The sequence below is a fragment of the Prodigiosinella aquatilis genome, from assembly GCA_030388725.1.
Lineage (GTDB): Bacteria > Pseudomonadota > Gammaproteobacteria > Enterobacterales > Enterobacteriaceae > Prodigiosinella > Prodigiosinella aquatilis.
On sequence record CP128857.1, the window covers coordinates 565097 to 581391 of the forward strand.

14 protein-coding genes are annotated in these 16295 nt (G+C 49.5%); 7 read left to right on the forward strand and 7 right to left on the reverse strand.

Going from position 1 to position 16295, the window contains the following annotated elements:
- Positions 1–66: 66 nt before the first annotated feature.
- Positions 67–1290, reverse strand: a complete 1224-nt coding sequence (locus PCO85_02630) for an aminotransferase class I/II-fold pyridoxal phosphate-dependent enzyme (GenBank protein ID WJV54387.1) — start codon at positions 1288–1290, stop codon at positions 67–69.
- Between the two features lie 14 nt (positions 1291–1304).
- A complete protein-coding gene (locus PCO85_02635; protein WJV54388.1) occupies positions 1305–2465 on the reverse strand; it encodes an MFS transporter in 1161 nt (386 codons plus the stop codon).
- A gap of 561 nt (positions 2466–3026) precedes the next feature.
- On the opposite strand from PCO85_02635, the gene PCO85_02640 reads away from it, so the two are divergent.
- Positions 3027–4742, forward strand: a complete 1716-nt coding sequence (locus PCO85_02640) for a methyl-accepting chemotaxis protein (GenBank protein ID WJV54389.1) — start codon at positions 3027–3029, stop codon at positions 4740–4742.
- Positions 4743–5039: 297 nt separating this feature from the next.
- Here the strand turns inward: PCO85_02640 and PCO85_02645 are convergent, their stop codons facing one another.
- From PCO85_02645 to PCO85_02665, 5 genes are read right to left on the reverse strand one after another with little or no spacing between them, the layout of a single operon-like run.
- Complete coding sequence (locus PCO85_02645) at positions 5040–5759, reverse strand: ABC transporter ATP-binding protein (GenBank protein WJV54390.1); 720 nt, start codon at positions 5757–5759, stop codon at positions 5040–5042.
- On the reverse strand, positions 5756–6535 hold the full coding sequence (locus PCO85_02650; GenBank protein ID WJV54391.1) for an ABC transporter ATP-binding protein: 780 nt from the start codon (positions 6533–6535) through the stop codon (positions 5756–5758). The genes PCO85_02645 and PCO85_02650 overlap by 4 nt, the downstream gene beginning before the upstream one ends.
- Positions 6532–7419, reverse strand: coding sequence for a branched-chain amino acid ABC transporter permease (locus PCO85_02655; protein WJV54392.1), 888 nt, complete (start codon positions 7417–7419; stop codon positions 6532–6534). Before PCO85_02655 ends, PCO85_02650 begins: the two co-directional genes overlap by 4 nt.
- A complete protein-coding gene (locus PCO85_02660; GenBank protein WJV54393.1) occupies positions 7412–8305 on the reverse strand; it encodes a branched-chain amino acid ABC transporter permease in 894 nt (297 codons plus the stop codon). The genes PCO85_02655 and PCO85_02660 overlap by 8 nt, the downstream gene beginning before the upstream one ends.
- A gap of 50 nt (positions 8306–8355) precedes the next feature.
- A complete protein-coding gene (locus PCO85_02665; protein WJV54394.1) occupies positions 8356–9468 on the reverse strand; it encodes an ABC transporter substrate-binding protein in 1113 nt (370 codons plus the stop codon).
- 687 nt (positions 9469–10155) lie between these two features.
- On the opposite strand from PCO85_02665, the gene PCO85_02670 reads away from it, so the two are divergent.
- The 6 genes from PCO85_02670 to asrB all read left to right on the forward strand — a co-directional run bounded on the left by PCO85_02670 (position 10156) and on the right by asrB (position 16291).
- Entirely contained in the window at positions 10156–10863 is a 708-nt protein-coding gene (locus PCO85_02670) for a GntR family transcriptional regulator (protein ID WJV54395.1), read from the forward strand.
- A 380-nt stretch (positions 10864–11243) separates the two neighbouring features.
- Positions 11244–12164 (forward strand): VOC family protein, encoded by a 921-nt coding sequence (locus PCO85_02675; GenBank protein ID WJV54396.1) that lies wholly within the window; start codon positions 11244–11246, stop codon positions 12162–12164.
- On the forward strand, positions 12164–13354 hold the full coding sequence (locus PCO85_02680; GenBank protein ID WJV55971.1) for a M20 aminoacylase family protein: 1191 nt from the start codon (positions 12164–12166) through the stop codon (positions 13352–13354). Before PCO85_02675 ends, PCO85_02680 begins: the two co-directional genes overlap by 1 nt.
- Positions 13354–14154, forward strand: coding sequence for a pyrroline-5-carboxylate reductase (locus tag PCO85_02685; protein WJV55972.1), 801 nt, complete (start codon positions 13354–13356; stop codon positions 14152–14154). The genes PCO85_02680 and PCO85_02685 overlap by 1 nt, the downstream gene beginning before the upstream one ends.
- A 273-nt stretch (positions 14155–14427) precedes the next feature.
- Positions 14428–15480 carry an anaerobic sulfite reductase subunit AsrA gene (asrA, locus tag PCO85_02690; GenBank protein ID WJV54397.1) on the forward strand — a complete coding sequence of 351 codons (1053 nt, stop codon included), beginning with the start codon at positions 14428–14430 and terminating at the stop codon, positions 15478–15480.
- Entirely contained in the window at positions 15473–16291 is an 819-nt protein-coding gene (gene asrB / locus PCO85_02695) for an anaerobic sulfite reductase subunit AsrB (GenBank protein WJV54398.1), read from the forward strand. The genes asrA and asrB overlap by 8 nt, the downstream gene beginning before the upstream one ends.
- Positions 16292–16295: the final 4 nt, after the last annotated feature.

Sequence of the window (16295 nt, forward strand, 5' to 3'; positions counted from 1 at the left end):
GACGTTTAGTGCGGAACCGACCACAGGGCTGATTACACGCCGCATCAGTCCTGTGGGACGAACGAATCAATGAACCGCTAACACGTCTTTAAACGCGGAGGCGAAAGCGTTGATTTGTTCCGGACTATGGTTGGCTGAGATAGCGCAACGCAACATCGCCTTGCCCTGTTCAACGGTTGGGAACATGGCAACTGTCGTTGCAAATCCCTTGTCGTGAAGTGCCGCGCAAACTGAAATGGCGCGATCTTCGTTGCCGATAAACAGCCCACGTATTGGCATCAGCGCGTTGTGATTAATGACGTGATGTGCGTTGAACGCCTCATCAAAGACGTTGATCATTTTTTGCAACAATTGTTGGCGCCTGGTGACTTCACCATTTAAATGCAGCTCGGCAGCGGCAACACATGCGGCAATACCTGGCAGTGACGGTGGGCCGCCAAAGGCATAGGTCGTACCAAATTGCTTGATAAATAGATGAGTGTCTTCTTTCTGGCAGGCGACAAAACCGCCATGAGAGCCGAACGCTTTCGATAGAGAACCCACAAGAATAAGGCGTTCGGGGAAGTGATTATTGGTACATTCCATCACATATCCCGCCCCGTTTTTGCCGAAAACGCTGGTTCCGTGTGCATCATCCAGATAGACATAGCCATTATGTTTTTCAGCCAGATGCAGCAGAAGGTTTACCGGCGCCACTCCACCCATAGAACCAACACTGTCGGAAATGGATACGGGCGTCAGGCCTTTTGACTCGGCTCCGGCAAACTCGCTTTCCAGCCTGTCAGTATCCTGAAAATCAAAGCGACGGACTTCACCGAACTGCAATAATAATCCCCGATTGATTTGCATGGTGGCATGGGCCGTTTTATCTAAAAGAAATATCGGACCTTTATTATAAGTAAAGTGAGGTAATTCCCCTGAACCCAATAAAGGTAATACAGCCAAATGGCAGGGGGTTACTGCATTAAATGATAATACCGGCACCCCTGCTATAATAGACGAAAGCAATGATTCAAGGCGATTAAAAATATCGACTTTGATTCGGGTTCTGGCAACGGAAAGTTGAGCGCCAAATTTATCAACCGCTTTATGTATTGCTGCGACAAGATCAGGATGTGTTTCCAATCCTAAATAAGAGCAGGAAACAAATTCAACCATACGTCGGCCATCGCTCAGCGTAATTACTTTACCGTGTCGTTCTGAAACTTCCAATTCGTTTACATGTTCATTGAAAGCCCGGTTCTGATGGGTTCTAGATTGTTGTATTTTTTTTGCTTGCCAATTGTTCATAATTATTCCTTTTGTTAATTAAGACAATTTACATCATCGGTTTTTCCCCTTGATTTAAAAATAAATAAAAATTGACCTGAAGTAATAATAATAATAAACAGTCCCAGCACAATATCTGTTCGTGGAACATAGTCAGTAACCAGACCAGCAAGGTAGCTGAGCACAGCGGCGATGATCATTTGAGTAAACCCGGTAATTGCAGTGGCTGTGCCAACTATTTTTATATTGACATTGAGCGCCTGGGTATGGCCTTGCGGATAGATAACACCAGAAGCGATATTAAAAACGATGCCAGCAATGATCAGTAATGACAGGCTTTCCGGGAAAAATAATCCACTGAAAAGGAATAATAAACCACTGATGATTTGTGCGGAGATAACCATTGATACGTTATGTGCGATTGTTGTTTTTGCTAATTGGGTTCCCAGCATATAGCAGGCTACCGCACCAAAGAAAATAAACGAGAAATAAGCGGGTGATGAAAATATACTGATGTGATAGATCACCGGTGATAAAGAAATAAAACACAGCAAACCGGAAAATGTCAGTGTGACGATCAACGTGCCATGAATGAAAGCACGGTTATGGATTAGATCGTTGTAATTACATGTTTGTTCTGTTGCCGCTGCTATTTGATGTCTAAATGGTGCGAATAAGCTCAGCAGTATGGTGACTGCCCCAAATAGCGCCATAAAATAAAACAATGAACGCCATCCCCACGGCTCCACCATTTGACCACCCAATACTGGCGCGAGAAGCGGTATCACTGCACTGGCGGTTGCAATATCAGCAATGACACGCTGAAGTTTTTTGCCGTCATAACACTCTTTCGCCAGTGACCGTGCAACAATCGGGCCCGTACTGGCACCGATAGCCTGTAGAGCCCGTCCGGCCAATAATCCAGCGGCATTATCAGCATAACTGCAAATAATGCTGCCGATGATAAAAACAGTCATTCCACCATTAAGCACATACAGTTTTTTTACGCGATCAGATAAGTAGCCCGCTAATAATTGTCCGACAGCAAAAAATATCAGAAAGAGACTGATTGTGGCCTGTACGGTAGAATAACTGACAGAGAGATCTTCCTTGATAATATTCAATGCCGGAACTAGCATGTCGGTTGCTAATGCAGATATCGCTGTAGCAAAGATCAAAATAAAATATGTGATCATGTTGATAGATATATAACGGCTTTATCATTTTATTAATCTTACGCCTGTTTTGGGGTAATAAGATATACCATGCTTATGGTCATGGTTAAAATGGACCATGGTTCCGGTTTATTTGACTTTTACGGTATTTTATTTTTTTTATTATCCAAGTATGGTGCTTTTATCTGCGACAAGCCATTGCTTGAATATGTATTGTACTGCCAGTACTGGTTAATATTATCATCCTTATTATTTTATGGTGAAGAAGTGATTGGAATAAATTTGAATCACTTAATTATGTTAATTCCGCGTAACGCATTATTTTTTCCGTTTTTCTGAACTTTTAAATCTATTAAGTTAGTGGGCAAATACCCACATAGCTACTCTATTATATGGTGCTGTAAGTATTACTCTTAGTGATTGTGATATTGCCAAAATAATGACCCTATTATTCTGGCATTTATCTATATACAGTCATGCTTGTTTTTTATAATCTCTTTTAAATCAATGGATTGTGTTCTCTGGCGGCCAGACCACTTTGATTTTATTCAGGCAGCTATTCTATTTGAAAAGGAAAAGACATTGAATACTTCAGCCATTTCATCGGGTTCGTCAGATATGAGTTTTTGGCATAACTGGCGACTGATGCCTCTGTTTAACGCCATTATTGGTCTCATCCTGCTCTTGTTTGCTGTGTCGATCGGCTTTGCCGTTCACTTTCTGATGCTGAGTAACCATTCTCTTAACGATGTTACTGCTGAAATACAGGTACGGATGGGTGTTTCAAATAGTTCGAATCACTTGCGTGCTGCCCGGCTAATGTTGATTCAGGCGGCTGCGGCTGCACGTGAAGGCGACATGGAAACGGCCAATAGCAGTATTGCCCAGGCCGAAACACGGCTGAAAAAGTCGGCAGAGAGCTTTGCGGCCTACCAGGGACGGGCAGTAAAAACCCCGGCAGATGCCGCGCTGGATGAGGCGTTGCAGCAACGTTATAACGATTATGTTAATACTGGCCTTAAACCCATGCTGGATGCGGTAAAAAATGGTCGCTATGCTGATGTTATTGATATTGAATGGAAAAAGACCCGTAAGCTGGATCTTGCATACAATGAGGTGTTGTTGAAGGTGGTGGCTATCCGTACCCAACGGGCAGAAATCCTGAATAGCAAAGCGCAGAGTGAGTCACGGCTTGGTTATATGGTGATGGGTGGGAGTTTTGTGGCCGCAGTATTGGTTTCACTGTTTACTTTCCTGTGTCTGAGTCGTGTCGTGATCCAGCCGATGAAAGATTTGGTGACCCGTATCGAGCATATTTCTTCTGGCGACCTGACAATGCCGCTGATGCAATGGGGACGAGGTGAGATAGGGCAACTTGGGCATTATCTGCAAAATATGCAGCAATCGCTGGTAAAAACCGTCAGTAATGTGCGCCAGGGGGTTGAGTCAATTTATCAGGGAATTACCGAGATTTCGGCAGGGAATACCGATCTGTCCGCTCGGACAGAACAGCAAGCGTCGGCATTGGAACAGACATCTGCCAGCATGGAGGAGTTGACGTCTACGGTGAAACATAATGCGGATAACGCGAATCATGCCACGCAATTGTCAGGCAATGCGTCCGGCAAAGCCCGCGAAGGCGGTGATATTGTCGCCGGTGTGGTTCAAACCATGGGAAACATTGATCGCAGCTCGAAAAAAATCTCCGAAATCACCAACATTATCAATGGTATCGCTTTCCAGACCAATATTCTGGCGCTCAATGCGGCGGTAGAGGCGGCTCGGGCAGGGGAACAAGGGCGTGGTTTTGCCGTGGTTGCCGGTGAGGTTCGAACACTGGCGCAGCGCAGTGCCGAGGCGGCAAAGGAGATTGAAGGCCTGATCAGCGAATCGGTTTCTCTGGTCAGAACGGGTTCTGAGCAGGTAGGTAAAGCGGGTGACACCATGCAGGAGATTGTGAACGCGGTCACTAGCGTGACAGATATTATGGCGGAGATCTCTGTTGCTTCGCAGGAGCAAAGCAAAGGTATTGATCAAGTCGGGCAGGCGATCCATTCCATCGACAATGTGACGCAGCAAAATGCCGCGCTGGTGGAAGAGGCGACATCAGCCGCAGCATCTCTGACTGAACAGGCAGAAAGATTAAATCAGGCCGTATCTGCTTTCCGCCTTGATAGCGAATTGTCGACCGAGGGGCAGGTTTCCATATCGCCAACCCTAAAGCGGGTATTACTGAAAACACCGTCGTTATCTGTGATCAAAACCCCAGTCAGTCAGGATGGCTGGGAGACATTTTAACCCATCATAAACGATGGGGCGGCATAGCCGCCTGAGTTTGATGACAACGTCTATATAGCGGCGATAATGAGAAGATCGTAAAGACGCTGCAAGTCCCTCCCTGTAAGCTCAAGCCGCGCCATCCCTGGCGCGGATGCTTTACTCTTCTCTCTCATTATCACCGTTCTGACGCTATACGTAGGTTTGTCAACGGTCTGGGGCGGCATAGCCGCCTTATCGTTTAAGTATCATGGTATTTGTCATTTGTGTAAGCACTTACTTACTATGATGATCAGCTTTACTGCGTCTGTGCTTCCGTTATGCCGCCCGGCCTCCCAAATACAATTCCCGCATGCGGGGGTCGCATAACAATTCATCAGCATTGCCAGTCAGGGCGACTTTGCCCAGCGCCAGGACATAGGCACGGTCAGAGATATGCAATGCTTCCATCGCATTTTGCTCCACCATCAGAATAGCTACATCTTCCTGGCGCCGGATGTCCTGAATCGCTGCAAAGACATCGCTGAGCATTTTCGGTGATAACCCGGCAGAAGGTTCATCCAGCAGCAAAGTGGCGGGTTTCGGCATCAGGGCACGGGTCAGGGCAAGAATCTGACGTTCTCCACCGGAGAGTGCTGATGCGGTGGCTCGCCATTTTTTGCGCAGTAATGGGTAGCGTTCGCACAGCGCTTCCATGCGTTGCTGGCGTTCGGTATCCGATAAAAACTGGCCGCCCGTTTGCAGATTTTCCTTGATAGTCAGATTGTTAAACACATTGTCTGTTTGTGGTACGAACCCCAGTGAGCACTCACGAACTTTACGGTGAATCGGGATTTGACTGACATCCTGACCATCAAGCATGACCTGACCACGGCGTGGTCGTAAATAACCGGCAATGCATTTCAATAGGGTGGATTTGCCGCAACCGTTGGGGCCGAGTAATGTGACGATCTCTGCCCGTTCAACGTGCAGGGAAATGCCCTGTAGAATATCGATACCCGGCGTATAACCAGCGATCACCTCGTTCAGCGTAATCATACCGCCTCCTGTAATACTTGCGTGTTGCGCCCCAGATAGGCTTCCAGTACCTGTGGATTGTCCGCCAGTTCCTCCGGACGGCAACTGGCGACGATATCTCCTCTGTCCAGCACGATGCAGCGCTGGCAAAGTTCGCGGATAAAATGCATATCGTGTTCAATGACCACCAGCGACAGGCCATCACGGTTCAGTCGCAGCAGTGTCTCGACAATATCACGCCGAAGATTGGGGTGAACGCCCGCCATGGGTTCATCCAGCATCAAAACTTTGGGGTTCCCCATCAGGGCGCAGGCGATCCCCAGCAGTTTTTTCTGTCCGCCAGACAAGGCGGCAGCGGGGAGATCACGTACCTGTGTCAGTAACAGCTCGTCGATTAATGCCCCGGCTTTTTCTCTGCCGGCTTGTTCTGCCCGCCGGGTGGCCGGTAACGATAACAGGCTGCCCCAAAAGCCGTGCTGTTGTGTCCCGGCAGCCATCACCACTTCCATCACGGTCATTTTTTCTGGCATTGCCGGTAGTTGGAACGTGCGGGCAACACCCGTTTCAATAATATGGTGTGTCGCCAGTCGGTCGATACGCTGCCCGCTGACAGTAATGGTGCCGCTGTCAATGGGCGTGAAACCGGAAATAGCGTTTAACAGGGTGCTTTTTCCCGAACCGTTGGGGCCTAGCAAGCCGAGAATTTCTCCCTGTTTCAGGGTAAACGTCACCCCTTCCAGTACACGGTTGCCGCCGAAGGCTTTACATACGGCGTCAACCTGCATTAATGGCGTCATGGTATTATCCTCAGTCGTTCCGGCAGTAACCCGCCCGCCCGTCCTAATAAACAGCCCAGCAAAATAACCCCAACCATGCCTAGTCGAAGCGCTCCGGTGATATCAGAACTGATGTGAAACATGTCTTTGGCAAAAGGAATAAAGTTGTACAGGCTTTCTACTACCAATACGCCGATCAATACCCCGGCAACATTACCAATACCGCCGATCATCACCATGCTCCAGATCAGAAACGTTTCGGAGGAGAGCAGGTAATCCGGGCTGACATAACTGGTGTACCAGGCCAGCAATATGCCGGCGAGAGCACCGATTGCTGCACTGCACATCAGTGTTTGGCATTTCAGCCATTGCAGGTGATAACCCATACAGGTGGCGAGCTGTGGTTGTTCTCGCATCAGACGTAGAGCGCGCCCGAATCGGCTTTTACCTATCTGTAGTGACAGCAGGGTAACCAGCAGTAGCACCAGCAGGATAACAATGGCAAAAATGATACTGTCACTTTGCTGCGATCCGCTGGACCAGGGGGCGGCAATGTTGCCAATACCCTGTGCGCCCCCAGTGAGTTCATTTTCATTAATGATCACAATGCGAATGATTTCTGCCACCGCCAGCGTGGCGATCCCCCAATAATCGGCGGCCAGCTGACGCCCGAGAACGGCCATGCCAGCGCCTGACAGCATCGCCAGACCAATGCCTATGGCACCGGATAGCACAAAAGGTATGCCCAGTTGTGCGCCTATCCCGGCGGCATAAGCCCCGATGCCCACAAATGCAATGTGACCAAAATTCAGTAACCCGGCATAGCCCGCCTGTATGTTCAAAGACAGTGCGACCAGTGCATAGATACCGGCAATCGTGATGATATGCAGCAGAAAGTCAAACACGGCGAACCTCCCGGTTAAATAAGCCGTACGGGCGCAACAACAGTGCCAGCAACAGTATGATGAATGAGGCGGCATTGATGTAAGTCACTGGAATAAATGCCAAACCACCACCGGTCAGCCAGCCAAAATTGAGGTTGGTCACCAGTGTTTCCGTCACGGCGATCAACAAGGCACCCAGCACCGCGCCCATTGGATTACCCAATCCGCCCAAAATGGCGGAAGCCAGCACGGGCAACAGCAGATCATTACCCTGATTGAGATAAGCGCTGGAGTTCATAGCCAGTAAAGAGCCGCCCAGTCCGGCCAGTGCACCGGCAATGAGATTAACCACATGCACGATAGCATTAGCATTAAGTCCGGAAGCTGCCGCCAAATCGCGGTTGCTGGTTAGTGCGCGGATAGCGCGGCCCAGAGTGGAATGAAACAACAACCAACTAAAGCCTGATAACAGCAGTAGGGTGATGGCGATTGTCCACAGTTGATCACCCGATACGCGGGTGCCATCCAGCGAGAGTGCCGGACTTATCGGTAGGCCGTAGCCCACCGGTGACGAACCGGCAATGCCCAAAACCAGGGCCAGCATGATCATCGACACCGCCAGTGAGCCGATCATGGCATTGGCGGAACCCGCTTTCACCAGGCGCCGGAATACCCAGTGGTGTAATAACATGGCGATGACGCCGCATAAGCCACTGGAGATGATCACCGCCAGTGGAAACGGCACTCCAATCCGCAACAGCGCAGCGGTCAGAAATGAGCCGACCATGGCATATTGCACATGCGCAATATTGGCGAACCGGACCAGGCCGTAAACCAGACTTAATCCCAGCGCAATCAAGGATAGATCGGCGGTACGTATTAATGTATCAAGCATGAACTGGAACATAATGCTTTCCTGTACAGGGCTATCGTGCAGTGAGCAGGCTCACTCGCCGTTTAACGAGGTGCCAGGGCACCGTTTACTGATTTCACTTTTTCGTATGGTTGTGTCTGGCGCATATGATCAGCATCCAGATTCAGTGGTCCGGTCACACCGACAAAGTGCGGCGCCACTGCTAGCATCGCTGTCTGCAATGCGGCGGGGTCGGCACTACCTGCTTTGTTGATGGCGGCAGCAGCGAGCATGATGCTGTCATAGGCATAACTGCCATAGGCGGATTTTGGGTTTTCGTTATAGCGCTTGCGGTACTGTTCGGTATAGCGTTGGCCTTTGTCACTCAGTCCGGCCACTTCCATCCCCATTTTCCCCTGGGTGTATTGTGCCGGTGAATTGGCTGTACACATGGTCAGATACATGCCATACCAAGGGGTTTTATTCAGTCCCAGCTCGTAAGACTCGCGGTTGAGGACTACCGCATCCTGGCCGTAAGTCGTGTAAACATAGACGTCAGGCTTATAGCGAGATAACTGCTCCAACTCACGCCGATATGATGACTGGCCGCTGGTATACAGTGTTTTGGCTACGACCTTGCCCCCTAGCTGCTGGAAGAACTTGGTGAACTGTTCCGCCATACCCTGACCATAAGCGCCGTTCGGCGCGATGAAAGCGACTTTACGGTAACCCATGGCATAGACATCTTTGGCGGAGAAGCGGGCGGACAGATCATCGAGCCCGATAACACTGTAGGAGAACTTGCCTATTTTGCGGATATCTGTGCTAGTGCCAGAGATGTTGATGTGCACTAAATGGTTTTTCACCAGATACTGCCCGATCGGAATAGTGACACTGGAAGAAAAGGCGCCGACCACCAGTGGTACATGATCCACTTGTGTTAGTTTGCGCACGGCATCTAACGCTGTAACCGGGTTGCCGGCAGAATCTTCGACTATCACCGCCAGTTTTTGCCCGTCGACGCCACCCTGGGCATTGACCTGATCAACCGCCAGTTCCACCCCACGGCGTTGATCTTCACCAATGCTGGCGCTGGTACCGGTCAACGGCAGAATGGCACCGACAGTGATATCGGCCATCGCGGGTCTGGATAAGCCAAAAAGTGCGCTGCTCATCAGCGCTGAAGCAAAGAAAGCGTTACGAATGTGCACTGTCATACTGCGTCTCCTGTCTGGATGAAATGAGGCAGCGTTTATGGCGGCTGTCATCATGTGGGGCGTTGCCGTGTTGTCATCAATCACCACCCGCGTGGTGTGCTTTGCTGTATTCAAGCCACTTCAGGTTGTTATCTTGAAGTGAATAACAAAGTGAATGATGAAGTGAATACACTTTGATTATTCAAAAGACAGCAATTGTTATGCCATCTCAGAAAAAACAGGTGGAATTCTGGCTAAGCGGGCATTGAGAGAAGTGAAATATCGCTAGAAGATTGTTTGAAATAACAAGGAATAGATATGCCATGACGGAGATTTTCACCTATCATTATTTTTTATTCGCGACAGAAAAAAGAGAAAAAAAAGGCTGAATATGGTTTTTAGTGAAAGACAGATCTGCTTCTGTTTGGTGCGGTGGAATTCATTATGGTGCAATGTGATTAATCACCCGGTGAGTAATAAGAAAAGAAAATAATAGATTTAACCTGTTCTCTGGCAATGACTTTTTATAGTGGCAGGATTGGATTTTAATGTGTAGATAGAAGTGTATTCACATTATGATTGTGTTATGAATTCAGCCATGCTATGAATTGAATTAAAGGGCAATGTAACCATTTCTCTGCCACGGTAATAAGATGACCTAAGCGTAAAATGTGATTAACCGTTGGTGAACCATAAAGAGGATATAACGTGTCAGTCAGCCAGAAAACCGCGCGGAGCGCGGACAGTGTTGAAAAAGTCTACGAGGTGGTGAAAGCGCTGGCGATTGATTATCACTTCAAGCCCGGTGAACGGGTCAATGAGGTTGAGCTGGCCAGTCGGTTGGGGGTTTCTCGTACGCCAGTTCGTGAAGCGTTGAATCGTTTGGCGCAAGATGGCTTCATGAACTTTGTTCCTAACCGCGGGTTTTATTCCCGGGATATCACGCCCGATGGTGTGCGCGAGCTTTATGAATTGCGGGCGGTGATTGAACAGGCCGCGTTCCGCTTTGCCTGCCAGCGAGCCAGCGACAGTGACATTGCGCAGACGGTGGCTATCTGGGAACAGAGTTGCCGTGAATTGCCAGACCCTGACACCATCACCGATTGGACAAAAGTCGCCGAGGCTGATGAGGCATTTCATATGTCGATTGCCAGAATTGCCAAGAATTCCCGATTGTATGAAACGCTTGATGGCCTGAATTCTTTGATTCGTTTCTTTCGTCGGATCGATCTGGAAACCCCGAGTCGACGTAACAACGCTTACGATGAACACGTGGAAATTATCGCGGCATTACGTCAGCGCGATGTGGAAACAGGGATACCGTTAATTGAAACACACGTTTCACTCAGTGCGGAGCATGCTGTTGAAGTTACCAAAGAGGGACTGGCGCGGATTTATTTTAGAAAATTAATCTGAGAATGATCTAAAAAATAAAATACCCGGCAGATATATTTATCTGCCGTCAGGAGTGCTATTGCCGGTAATAAATGAGACGGCATGTATTTATACTCTCAATAATTCGGATGGCAGGACGGCGACAAGCGAAGAAACCCTGATGAATTCACTCAAGTAAGTGATTCGGAGGCGAGAGTGCAGTCAACGTACCTGCGATTGGAAGGATAGCGAATATATATATCTTGTTATTATTTCATCAATGCAAACGATGAAGTGTTATTGATTGCGCCCATCAGGGAGCCTGCTGTTACCGGTGAAAAACATTATTTTCAGTCAAGGGAAATAATGGCCGGTGAAATACATTGATGCGTAAATCCTGAAATTTTTTCAGGGAAAGGAATATGACCATGAATATTAGCCAGAAAGCGACATTGAGTCTTGACCATGTGCTGGTTACCGTGAACCACTATGAGCAGGCATTAGACAACTACCGTAAAATGGGGTTTTCCCCGTCACCGGTCAGTTATCACCCGTGGGGTACAGTCACCTGCTTTATGATGTTTGGTGACAATTTTATTGAGCTGATAGGGGTAAATGATGCCTCTAAATTCGGTACCAATGCGGTAAATGGGTTTTGTTTCGGCCACCAGATGGGGGCATTTCTTGATCGGGGTGAAGATGGTGTTTCGTTGATTGCCCTGCATAGCAAGGATGCCTGTGGTGATTATGCTCGCCTGGTAAAACAGCATCCACATCAGCAGGGACTGATGGATTTTCGTCGTAAAATCATTATGGATAACGGCCAGACGGATGAAGTGGTGGTTTCCATCGGATTACTGATCGATCCCGACTATCCGGAAGCGTCCGCTTTTATTTGTCAGCAGCATCGTCCGGATTTGATTTGGGTCGAAGAATGGCGTCATCATCCCAACGGCGCAACCCGTATTGAAGCCGTGACCTATATGGCACAGGATGAAGAGCTGGCCGTACTGGAATCGCGCTGGCGCAAGGATTATGGCGATCGTGTTACCTGGCAGGCGGATATGTTGATCGCCGACACTCACTCCGGGCTGCTGCGAGCCGTGCATCCTGATAAGGCCGCGGATATGTATGATGGGATCGCCCTGCCGCAATCCACCAATACCAAACCCCATGCCATCGCCATTACTATCGGTACACGGGATATTTGCGCGCTGGCCGATATCCTGGAGATCAACCAGTTGCCGCATTGCTGTGCGCCGGGACGAATACTGGTCGCGCCAGAAGTCACTGGCAATATCATTCTTGAGTTTATTGACGTCAGCCAACGGGAAGTTCAGTGATGATCGGCATTCCCCAGCACATTCTTGCACAGGCCATTGACTGGCGGCGGGCTTTTCACACCCGGCCGGAAATTGGCCTGCATGAACATGACACCGCAGAGCGGGTAGCAACATTACTGGAATCTTTTGGCCTGGAAGTACAGCGCGGGATAGCGAAAACTGGGGTGGTGGGAACGCTGCGTAATGGTGATGGCCCCAGTATCGGCTTACGGGCGGATATGGATGCACTTCCCATTCAGGAAAAAAATACGTTTGATCATCAATCCGCTACCGCTAACTGCATGCATGCCTGTGGTCACGATGGGCATATGGCGATACTGCTGGCGACGGCTCGTTATCTGAGTGAAACCCGGCGTTTTTCCGGTACGGTACATTTTGTGTTTCAGCCTGCGGAAGAGAACGCTGGTGGTGGTCAGATGATGGTGGAAGAGGGCCTGTTTCAGCGCTTCCCAATGCAGGCGATTTATGCGCTGCATAACTGGCCTGGGCTGACTGCCGGGAACGTCACGGTAAATCCTGGTCCGATGATGGCGTCGCACGATAGTTTTTGTATCACACTGACCGGGAAAAGCTGCCATGCGGCGATGCCGGATCGGGGGATCGATCCTATTATCGCGGCAGCAGAGTTGATACTGGCGTTGCAGACTATCACTTCACGACGAATCTCACCGCAGGAAACCGCAGTGGTCAGTGTCACGCAGATCCATTCCGGCGATGCGATGAACATCATTCCAGATACGGCGGTTCTTTCTGGTACGGTGCGTTGCCTGCAAGCCGACACACGAGAAAAAGTATTGGCGCTCTTCGCTGATTTGGTCACCACTTTACCGGCATCGTTCGGGGTAAATGGCGAGTTGCACTGGCAGTATGGCTATCCGGTCACCGCGAATCATCCCGAGGCGGCACTCACGCTGCGGGATGCAGCAATCGCCGCACTGGGGGAATCGCGGGTGAACTGGGATAATCCGCCGTCAATGGCGGCTGAGGATTTCTCTTATATGTTGCAGGCCTGTCCCGGTGCCTACTTTTGGCTGGGAGCGGATGGCGTATCGCCATCAGCATCACTGCACAATGCGTTTTACGATTTTAATGACGGGATTATCGCCGATGGGATCCGGGTCTGGGTTTCGCTGGTGGAGAGATCACTGAAGACCGTTTATTCACTTAACACTGATTGCGGGAGTATATGATGAGTCAGATTCATTTTATCGGTGCCGGGCAGATGGCAGAGGCTATTATCCGCGCCGCTATCAACAGCGGTAACCTTTCCCCTGAAAAGATCACCCTTGAAGATATTGATGCTGAACGTATTACCACATTGCAAACCCGCTATCAGCTCTCCTCCCGACTAAGCGGGGAACAGGCGCTGGCCAATGCTGACTATATTGTGATGGGGGTACGTCCACAGGATGATATTCCGGCCGTGGCGCAGAGAATTTGTCAATATGCCGCGTCGCATGCCACGGTTATTTCGATTATTGCCGGTGTCACGTTGGCGACGTTGACCGAGCTGTTGGGTGAAAAACGCGCTATTGCCCGTGTTATACCGAATACGCTGACCGATACTGGTTATGGTTACAGCGGCGCGGTGTTGAATGCCCATGTGCAGGCTGAACCATTCCACGCGTTTCTGGAAAGTTTTGGCAAGGTGATGTTGCTGGAGGAACGCCTGCTGGATGTCTTTACTGGTTATGGTGTCGCCGGACCTAACTATGTGTACTATTTTATCGAATCGCTGGTGGATGCCGGTGTGCTGGCCGGTTTACCTCGTGTGCAGGCAACCGAGGTCGCCTATGAAAATCTGGTGGGAACGGTTGAAATGCTGAAAATTAGCGGTCGCCATCCGCGTCAGCTATTGGATATCAACAATTCTCCTGCGGGCGTCGGTATGCATGGCTTGTACGAACTTAATAACAGTGACTTTGCCGCTGGTTTGCAACGCAGCGTACTGGCAGCGGTAAAACGTACCACGGAACTGGCTAATAAATAATGACAAGTAGCGTGGTTTTCGCTGCGCTATTTCAGTCTGGTGAAACATTGAATATTGGCTTCATTAGCTAATGATCCGGATTTTAGTCTCTCCAGAATATTGGTTAGCACCGGTTAGGATATATTCAGTATCTATTGTTAATATCTCTAAGTGATTGTTAATCTATCGATTATAGTGAGTTTGTATATCACTTTTTTCCATTGGTCTGCCATGTGATTCAGGAATAGTTTAAATACAGATTATTTATTTCTGTATCCACACATGAGGCAGGTTATGGCGATACAACTTACTGCTGATGAATTTAGTCAATTATTAAAACGGTTGAATGAATCCTGGCGTGTCTATGCGCCTAAAGCCGAATATCGAGGCGGTCGGTTTTCCGATACCGACAATATTATTTATCAACCTGTCAGTCACTTTGATGAGATAGTCTGGCGGGAAAAATCACATATGTCGCCAAATACGGTGATCACGCCAATAACGGAAACGTTATTCTATTTCGACCAGCAAACTATTCAGATTGCTGAAACGGACACTCGACCATTACTGATATTCGCCCGCTCATGCGATATTCATGCGATGTCGCGGTTGGATGCCATGTATCTGCACAACGGACCGGCAGCGGATAACCGTTATCAGGCGATTCGTGATCGGATCCAGTTTGTGCTCATGGAGTGTGAGCAGTCGTTTGAGAACTGTTTTTGTGTATCTATGGGGACCAACCGCACCGATGATTATGCGGCCGCCGTACATTTTGATGCGACCGGCGCACGGCTGACACTTAATGATGAGAGATTGTCTGGTTATCTTGATGGCTTAGGGCAGCGTTGTGAACACCAGGTTCAGTTTGTTGAACAAAACCTGCAACAAGTGCAGTTACCCGACAGTGTTTGCGATGATCCGCAACAAATCCGCGATATCTTGGTGGATCATCCGCTTTGGGCGGACTATCAATCACGCTGTATTGGCTGTGGCCGCTGCACGACGGGATGCCCGACCTGCACGTGCTACAGTGTGTTTGATGTCGCCTATCAGGAGCAGCCACAACGCGGCGAGCGCCGTCGACAGTGGGCCAGCTGCATGGTGCCGGGCTTTAGTGATATGGCCGGTGGCCATGGGTTCAGAGCCAATACCGGGACGCGATTGCGTTACCGGGCGCTGCATAAAGTCAACGACTTCAAGGACCGCTTTGGGATTGAGCATATGTGTGTTGGCTGCGGTCGCTGTGATGATCGCTGCCCTCAATATATTAAGTTTTCAGCCGTGCTCAACCGAATGACGGACGCGGTGCGTCAGGCACTGGTCGGGGAGGCAAATCATGAGTGAACAATGTCAGTGCGAACGCGTTCAGGACAGCCTGATGCCCCAGCCATGCACTATCCTCGCCATTGAAAAGCACACGGAACTGGAGTGGAATTTTCGGATCAGTACGGATTTGCCGGCTCGGTTTGGCCAGTTTGTTGAAGTTTCTCTGCCACTGGTTGGCGAAGCCCCTATTTCAGTTTCAGATTGTGGTCCGGGTTGGATGGATCTGCTGATCCGCGACGTTGGTAAGGTAACGTCGGCCTTGTTCCAACTGGATGTGGGCGATGCGGTATGGATCCGCGGGAGTTATGGTAATGGCTATCCGCTGGAGCGGTTTTATGGCCGTCCGCTGCTGGTGGTCGCTGGCGGCACGGGAGTCGCTCCGGTCAAAGGGTTATTGCGCCATTTCAATGAACATCCGGGGTTGGTCAGCCAACTGGATATGATCCTCGGATATAAAAACCGCCAAAGCGTGCTGTATCGTGAGGAGATGGCGAATTGGTCTAACGTTGACCATCTGATTCTGACACTCGATGAAGGGGAGGCGGATGAACGCTTCCAGATTGGTCGGGTGACGGATGTTTTGGCGACGTTGCCGCTATCGGATATCGAGCAGATGCAGGCGATCGTGGTCGGGCCCCCAATTATGATTCAGTTTACCGTTCGGATGTTGTTGGAGCGTGGTATCGCGCCAGCGCAGATCTGGGTTGATTATGAACGGCGAATGGCCTGCGCCACGGGAAAATGTGGCCACTGCCGGATCGGTAAGGTGTATGTGTGTGTCGATGGGCCGGTGTTTAACTATGCCGATGCACGGCACTTAATCGACTAGGGGG

What these genes read in the sequence shown, in the direction of transcription:
- PCO85_02630 (WJV54387.1), bottom strand. Translation starts at nt 1,290, where the DNA reads ATGAACAATTGGCAAGCAAAAAAAATACAACAATCTAGAACCCATCAG.
- PCO85_02635 (WJV54388.1), bottom strand. Translation starts at nt 2,465, where the DNA reads ATGATCACATATTTTATTTTGATCTTTGCTACAGCGATATCTGCATTA.
- PCO85_02645 (WJV54390.1), bottom strand. Translation starts at nt 5,759, where the DNA reads ATGATTACGCTGAACGAGGTGATCGCTGGTTATACGCCGGGTATCGAT.
- PCO85_02650 (WJV54391.1), bottom strand. Translation starts at nt 6,535, where the DNA reads ATGACGCCATTAATGCAGGTTGACGCCGTATGTAAAGCCTTCGGCGGC.
- PCO85_02660 (WJV54393.1), bottom strand. Translation starts at nt 8,305, where the DNA reads ATGTTCCAGTTCATGCTTGATACATTAATACGTACCGCCGATCTATCC.
- PCO85_02665 (WJV54394.1), bottom strand. Translation starts at nt 9,468, where the DNA reads ATGACAGTGCACATTCGTAACGCTTTCTTTGCTTCAGCGCTGATGAGC.
- PCO85_02675 (WJV54396.1), top strand. Translation starts at nt 11,244, where the DNA reads ATGACCATGAATATTAGCCAGAAAGCGACATTGAGTCTTGACCATGTG.
- PCO85_02680 (WJV55971.1), top strand. Translation starts at nt 12,164, where the DNA reads ATGATCGGCATTCCCCAGCACATTCTTGCACAGGCCATTGACTGGCGG.
- PCO85_02685 (WJV55972.1), top strand. Translation starts at nt 13,354, where the DNA reads ATGAGTCAGATTCATTTTATCGGTGCCGGGCAGATGGCAGAGGCTATT.
- asrA (WJV54397.1), top strand. Translation starts at nt 14,428, where the DNA reads ATGGCGATACAACTTACTGCTGATGAATTTAGTCAATTATTAAAACGG.
- asrB (WJV54398.1), top strand. Translation starts at nt 15,473, where the DNA reads ATGAGTGAACAATGTCAGTGCGAACGCGTTCAGGACAGCCTGATGCCC.